Source organism: Psychrobacter sp. CX16 (genome assembly GCF_057396245.1).
On sequence record NZ_JBXYJF010000024.1, the window covers coordinates 46297 to 53138 of the forward strand.

Genomic DNA, 6842 nt, shown 5'->3' on the forward strand with positions numbered 1-6842 from the left:
GATAGAAAATATAAGTCAGGTAAACCCATACATTCATTTGGACAATGCCTGATTTGAGAAGTTAGTTCGTTAATCCTTTATCAGTAATAAAAAGAGATATCTATGTCAAAAGCAGCCCTGCCCAAACGATTGATAGAAATTCCAGAAATGCGCCGAATCAAAAGCATTCACTTTATTGGAATTGGCGGAGCAGGGATGTGTGGTATTGCTGAGGTCATGAAAAACCAAGGCTACGGCGTAAGCGGCTCTGATATTAAAGAAAGTCCAGTAACCAAGCGCCTTGAAAGCCTTGATATTGACGTTTTTGTGGGTCATGACTCTAAAAATATCGCCAATGCAGATGTGATCGTGGTGTCATCGGCAATTGACCGCAGCAACCCTGAGATTCAAGCGGCACTAAAGGCACAGCTACCTGTTGTACGTCGTGCCGATATGCTGGGTGAATTAATGCGTTACCGTCATGGCATTGCCGTTGCTGGTGCTCATGGAAAAACAACTACAACTAGTTTGTTGACCATGATGATGACCGAAGCAGGGTTTGACCCCACTTATGTGATTGGCGGTAAGCTAAATGCTTCGGGCAAAAATGCCTCATTAGGGGAGAGTCGTTATCTTATCGCTGAAGCCGATGAGTCCGATGCGTCTTTCTTAACCTTGCATCCAATGGCCGCTATTGTGACCAATATCGACCAAGATCACATGGATACCTACGAGAACAGCTTTGATAAATTAAAAGCAGCTTATATTCAGTTCCTACAGAACATGCCGTTTTATGGCCTTGCTGTAGTATGCGGCGATGACAAAGAGCTGTACGCTATGATTGATGACATCGGCCGCCCAGTACAGACATTTGGTTTTGAGCCACATAACAATGTGCAAGCCACTAATGTACGTGTCGAGGGTACCAAAACCCATTTCACCGTATTACGTAAAGACCACGAGCCACTTCAGCTAACGCTTAATATTCCCGGTCAGCATAATGTGTTAAATGCATTAGCAGCGATTACCATGGCTACGGATGAGGGCGTCGATGATGAAGCCATTAAGCGCGCCTTGGCAAAATTTGCAGGCGTTGGTCGCCGTTTTGAACAGCAAGCTCTTGTTGCTAAAGATGATGGCGATATTCTGCTAATTGACGATTATGGTCATCATCCAGTAGAAGTAGCTGCAACAATTAAGGCGGCTCGTGAAAGTTATCCAGAACGCCGTCTAGTGATGCTGTTCCAGCCACACCGTTATAGCCGTACTCGTGATTGCTATGATGATTTCGTTGAGGTATTGTCGCAAGTTGATGAGCTGTTATTATTAGATGTTTACAGTGCTGGCGAAGCCCCTATCGTTGGTGCAGATACGCGAGCATTGGCGCGCAGTATCCGTCTGCGCGGCGAAGTTGAGCCTGTTTTAGTTGACAAAGATGACCTAGCGCCTGTTATGCAGCGCGTATTAAGAGCAGGTGACATGCTGATTACTCAAGGTGCGGGTAATGTGGGTCAGCTAAGCCAAGAATTAGCAGCGAACCAGTTGTATCTTACTTCTTAAATCGCAAGTCTTACGTTTATTTTATTACCCTTTATTCCCACCTATTTACCGTTAAGATGCCAATAACTATGACACATTCTTCTGATTCTCAAGCCACTAAAAACGCAGCTACTCAAGACCCAAGCGTATTTGGCAAAGTCGCTGTGATTTATGGCGGCAACAGCAATGAACGCGATGTTTCTTTAGACAGTGGTAATGCTGTATTAAAAGCACTACAGTCGCAAGGCGTTGATGCCACACATTTTGATCCAAAAAATCAGGACATGACTGAGCTTAAAGGTTATGACCGTGTATTTAATGTATTGCATGGCCGCGGTGGTGAGGATGGTCAATTGCAAGGTCTGCTAGATTGGTTCGGTATCCCGCAAACGGGTTCTGGCGTCTTAGCTTCAGCGATTGGTATGGACAAAGTACGTACCAAACAATTGTGGCAGGGCTGCGGCTTATCAACGGCACCTTTCTCTATTTTGACCGCGGATACCGATTGGCAGCAAATTGTTAATACATTAGGCTTACCGCTGATGGTTAAACCGGTTCATGAAGGCTCAAGTATTGGCATGAGTAAGGTTAATAGTTTAGATGAACTGCCTAAAGCTTATGAAATGGCGGCAGGCTGTGGTGATGTTGTTATGGCAGAAAAGTGGATTACGGGTCGTGAATTCACCATCGTAATTATCGATGATGAAGCGTATCCTGTTATTCGTCTAGAGCCGGCGGATATCTCTAACTTCTATGACTATGAAGCTAAGTATAATCGCAATGACACGGCGTACCATATTCCTTGTGGCCTATCACAGGAAGAAGAAGCACATCTTCAAGGGTTAAGTGTGGCTGCATTCAAAGCTGTAGATGCAAAAGGGTGGGGGCGTATCGATGCCATGCAGGACGAAGAAGGTAACTTCTGGCTGCTTGAGATTAATACGGTACCAGGTATGACCAGTCATAGCCTAGTACCTATGGCTGCTAAGGCACGCGGTATGAATTTTGAGCAATTATGTTGGCATATCCTAGCGCAAACGCTGTAGAGATTAGACCCATTTTCTGATTATTTAATGAACACAGTAGCAAGACGAGCTTAAGAGTGTTACCTTTAAGCTCATCCTGACAAATTTATTACTTAAGCGTCATAAGCTATTTAAATTTTCAGTGTTTAATACTTATGTAATATATTGTCATAAATTGATACATGCTCATTAAGCCTAGGCGCTATCGCTACTATAGCAAATGCGTTACAATTATAAGAGATATAGACTAAGTGGACACGATGGCTGCCTCTGTGAATAAAGTTTCGCTGAATCCAAGTAAATTATTATCCGCAAAATCGTGGATGGCTATCGGAATATTGTTATTTATAGCAATATTCTTCTTGGTATCGAGTCAAATTTATAATTCGCAGCCGGCCGATATTGTGGTTAATCCCACTAGTCTAAATCCGGCAGAGTATCGTGTATTAAGCGAGGCGATGGATAAAAAAGAAGCCGGTAGCTTCTTTACCGCTAAACTGCCACAGCTCAAAGATGAGGTAATGGCTCAAGACTGGGTCAGTCAAGTTGATATTGAGCGTAAATGGGGTGAGGGGATTGTAATTACTGCACTGCCTCGAGCGCCTATTGCGAAGTTTGGTAGTGAGCATCTGATTGATGCGCAAGGTCAAGTCTTTCAGCCCGTGAATGAAGCGGACCTGCAGCAAGACAATCTCATCATGCTACAAGGCGATGCTGATCAATCTAACTTGATTATGCAGCAGATGCAGCAAGTAAGTCAGTGGTTTGGCCCGCTTGATATGCAGGTTGAAGATATGATTTTGACCCCACGCATGACGTGGGTTATTCGCTTTAATAATGGTATGCGTATTATCGTCGACAACGAACATACCTCGCAAAAGCTGATGAATGTCAGTCAATTATTGCAAAATCAACTTGCTGACAAACGAGAGAATATTGCCTCGTTAGATTTAAGATATAAAAATGGTTTTGTTATTGCTTGGAAAGATGAGCCGGTTGCTCCGGTTGAGTTAATGTCTGTTTCTGAGATTAATCAAGACGATACTGATAGTATTAGTAGCAATATTGATGTTAATGCTGATCACAATGAGATGGACTAAGCGTTAGCATTGCAAAGACAAAAAAATAAACATGATTTAATGGGAGTATCTAGACGTAGTTATATAGATATCATCATTGACGTATTTGAATGAATTAGTACCCGTAAATGGCAGCATCTTATTAATAGACCCTATTCTAACCTTACTGTTTGAATGAAGACAAAAAGCACGCTCATTATGCCCCTTGTCCACTACAGTACACATATATGTTCTAAACTTTATGAGTAAATCTGAAAATCTCTTAGCCGTCATTCATTTAAGCGCCACTGCAGTGTATGTAGTCGTTGGCGATATTGTTGCTGTAAACGATATTCGTATTAAAGGCGTGGGTGAGGTTAAGACAGAGGATTTTCAGCAGGGTCAAATCAGAAACTTTGATCGTCTAAAAAGCCTTATTCGTGAAGCGATTAACCAAGCTGAGGAGATGGCAAATTGCCGTATCCATAGTGTTTGGCTAACTTTATCGACACCAGAGCTTACCAGTACCAATGGCTTTGGTACGGTTGACTTAACAGAGGGTACGGTCGAGACCCAGCATATTGTCAATGCACTTACTATTGCCAAGACCAATTCACAGCCTAATACCCATTACTTAATGCATCATTGCCAACAAGGTATCTTTATAGATGATAAAGATCAGATGGTTGATGATGCCATTGGTATGCACGCCAATAAATTAACGGTTATGTATCATTTAATGATGATGCCGGTGGCAAGCAGACAAAATATTCAGAAGCTGATACAGGCATGTGACGTTAGTATCGATCATATGTTATTTGATGCGGTATCGAGTGCAGAGTATAGTTTGCTTCCTGAAGAGCGTGAGCAAGGCGTTTGCTTGATTGATATTGGCGCGAGCACCACGAGCGTTTGTATCTACCGCGAAAATAAGTTAATTTTTACCCACTGTATTCCTGACGGCGGTGCCAAAGTCACCATGGATATCTCAGCGGAGCTGGGACTGACAATGATGGAAGCGGAACGATTAAAAATCCAAAAAGGTACGGTTGATACACGCAGTGTTGATCCTAGCCGTTTTGAGACATTCCAGCGTATTGGTAAAGCAGAAGATAAGCCGATTAGTATCTTGCAGTTGGCACAAATTATTGAAGCTCGTTATATTGAGCTTTATCGAGTGTTGTTTCAAGAGCTGTCTGACGCGGGTCTTATGGATTATATACAGCGAGGTGTCGTATTGACGGGCGGTGGTAGTCAAGTAAAAGATATGGTACGTTTCTCAAAACGCCTACTTGGCATGCCGGTAATGAGCACTACGCAGCATGAGGCCATCTCTGCCTATGACTGCTTTGATGATGATGAGAAGTTTAAAGAGCTAAATCGCCGAGTGACTCAGCGTGAGTTGCAAACGGCATTTGGTGCTTTATTATACAGTCAAAGTGATCAATTTAAGCACAGTGAGAAAAGCTCGCCGGATGCGCTTAAGGTCAGTAAAATTGCCAAGTTTAAGCACAGTCTGAACAATTTTCTTAAAAATATTATATAACCCAATTTTCATATTTCACAGTCACCACCTACCTTATAGCTTAGTTACTAAGTGAATAAATTATTGGTAAATTGGTGAGGTGACCACAAGGAGTGATAATGTCTAAATACACGATGGCGGTTAATAGCCAAGATTTAAATAACGGTCAAGCCCATTTCACTGTTTTCGGTGTGGGCGGTGGCGGCGGTAACGCGGTTGAGCATATGGTTCAGCAAGGCGTTAAAGGCGTGACTTTTGTTTGTGCAAATACAGACAAGCAAGCCTTAGATAGACTAACTGCTGAGCATAAATTGCAGTTGGGTGCCAATACAAACCGTGGTCTTGGTGCGGGTGCTAACCCAGAAGTTGGCCGTGAAGCTGCCGAGCAAGAAGAGGAGTCTATCCGTAAGCTTCTTGAAGATTCAGACATGGTGTTCATCACTGCTGGCATGGGCGGCGGTACCGGTACCGGTGCAGCACCTGTTGTGGCACGTATCGCAAAAGAGATGGAAATCTTGACAGTTGGTGTTGTTACCACACCATTTAAATTCGAAGGTGGCAAGCGTATTAAAGCAGCCAAAGCCGGTATTGATCAGTTGTCTAACTTCGTTGACTCTATCATCACTATTCCAAACGATAAGCTGTTAAAAGTGTACGGCAACATCTCAATGCAAGATGCTTTCAAAAAAGCAGATGATGTATTGATGCATGCGGTACAAGGTATTGCTCAGACTATCTCAAGCGAAGGTGTGATTAACATTGACTTTAACGATATACGCACGGCAATGACGGCTAAAGGTCATGCGATGATGGGTATCGGACGTGCAAGCGGTGAAGATCGTGCTCGTCAAGCCACTGAAAAGGCGATTCGTTCACCACTACTAGACAACTTATTGCTTGAAAACGCCAAAGGTCTGATTGTCAACGTGGTATCTTCTGAGTCAGTAACGCTTGATGAGTTAAACGAAATCACAGAAGTGGTTAACGATATCACAGATATCGAAGAGGCTAATATCTTTATCGGTACTGTCATCGATGAGAAGTTAGGTGAAGATTTGCATGTAACAGTTATTGCAACGGGTCTTACTTTAGATGAAACCAAAGATCAGCCAAAGCCGCAGCCTATGCCTTCAGTTAACAGTAACCATGCGGTTGATCCTAAAACGCATACAAGCGCATTTAACAGTCAGCAAAAGGCACAGGGCCAAAGCTACACCAGTAGTAATCCACAGCCAAGTGCTGCACCGTCTCAGCCGACAACGACTAAGACCAACAGCATTCAGGACTATCTAAAGCGTCAACAAAACCGTTAATACTCATGATTTTTGAGTAAAATTTGTTGTCAATAGTACTGAATAAAAGCCAAGCTAGTTAATAGCTTGGCTTTTTTAATGAGTATGTCCCGTCCTAAAATAAGTTTACGAAAAGGAAGCTTATAAATGGACAAAGCAGAAAGATCAAGGATTAAACGAACACAGAAAGATTACACACTCGGCTTTAAATTAGCTGTGGTAGGGCAAGTAGAAAAAGGCGACATGACCTACAAACAAGCCCAAAAGCACTATGGCATACAAGGACGTAGTACCGTCCTAACTTGGCTTAGGAAACATGGTACATTAGACTGGAATACACCGCCAAAGAGCCTAAGAATGCCACACAAAGAAACCCCAGCCCAAATCATAAAAAGACTTGAGCGACAACTGGCTGATGAAAAAA

Annotated in this window: 6 protein-coding genes; all 6 read left to right on the forward strand. The window is 42.8% G+C overall.

The genetic code is table 11. The features are described 5' to 3' along the window. Window positions 1–96: 96 nt before the first annotated feature. Window positions 97–1539 carry a UDP-N-acetylmuramate--L-alanine ligase gene (gene murC, locus AC2SLM_RS09585; protein WP_486542463.1) on the forward strand — a complete coding sequence of 481 codons (1443 nt, stop codon included), beginning with the start codon at window positions 97–99 and terminating at the stop codon, window positions 1537–1539. Window positions 1540–1607: 68 nt separating this feature from the next. Continuing rightward, window positions 1608–2564 carry a D-alanine--D-alanine ligase gene (locus AC2SLM_RS09590; protein ID WP_486553501.1) on the forward strand — a complete coding sequence of 319 codons (957 nt, stop codon included), beginning with the start codon at window positions 1608–1610 and terminating at the stop codon, window positions 2562–2564. Between the two features lie 251 nt (window positions 2565–2815). Then, window positions 2816–3643, forward strand: coding sequence for a cell division protein FtsQ/DivIB (locus tag AC2SLM_RS09595; protein ID WP_486553503.1), 828 nt, complete (start codon window positions 2816–2818; stop codon window positions 3641–3643). A 220-nt stretch (window positions 3644–3863) separates the two neighbouring features. Beyond that, window positions 3864–5147, forward strand: a complete 1284-nt coding sequence (gene ftsA / locus AC2SLM_RS09600; protein WP_486542395.1) for a cell division protein FtsA — start codon at window positions 3864–3866, stop codon at window positions 5145–5147. 98 nt (window positions 5148–5245) lie between these two features. Further along, window positions 5246–6439, forward strand: a complete 1194-nt coding sequence (ftsZ, locus tag AC2SLM_RS09605; RefSeq protein ID WP_486542397.1) for a cell division protein FtsZ — start codon at window positions 5246–5248, stop codon at window positions 6437–6439. 126 nt (window positions 6440–6565) lie between these two features. Then, a partial coding sequence (locus tag AC2SLM_RS09610; protein WP_486552477.1) for a helix-turn-helix domain-containing protein occupies window positions 6566–6842 on the forward strand: 277 nt, incomplete at its 3' end.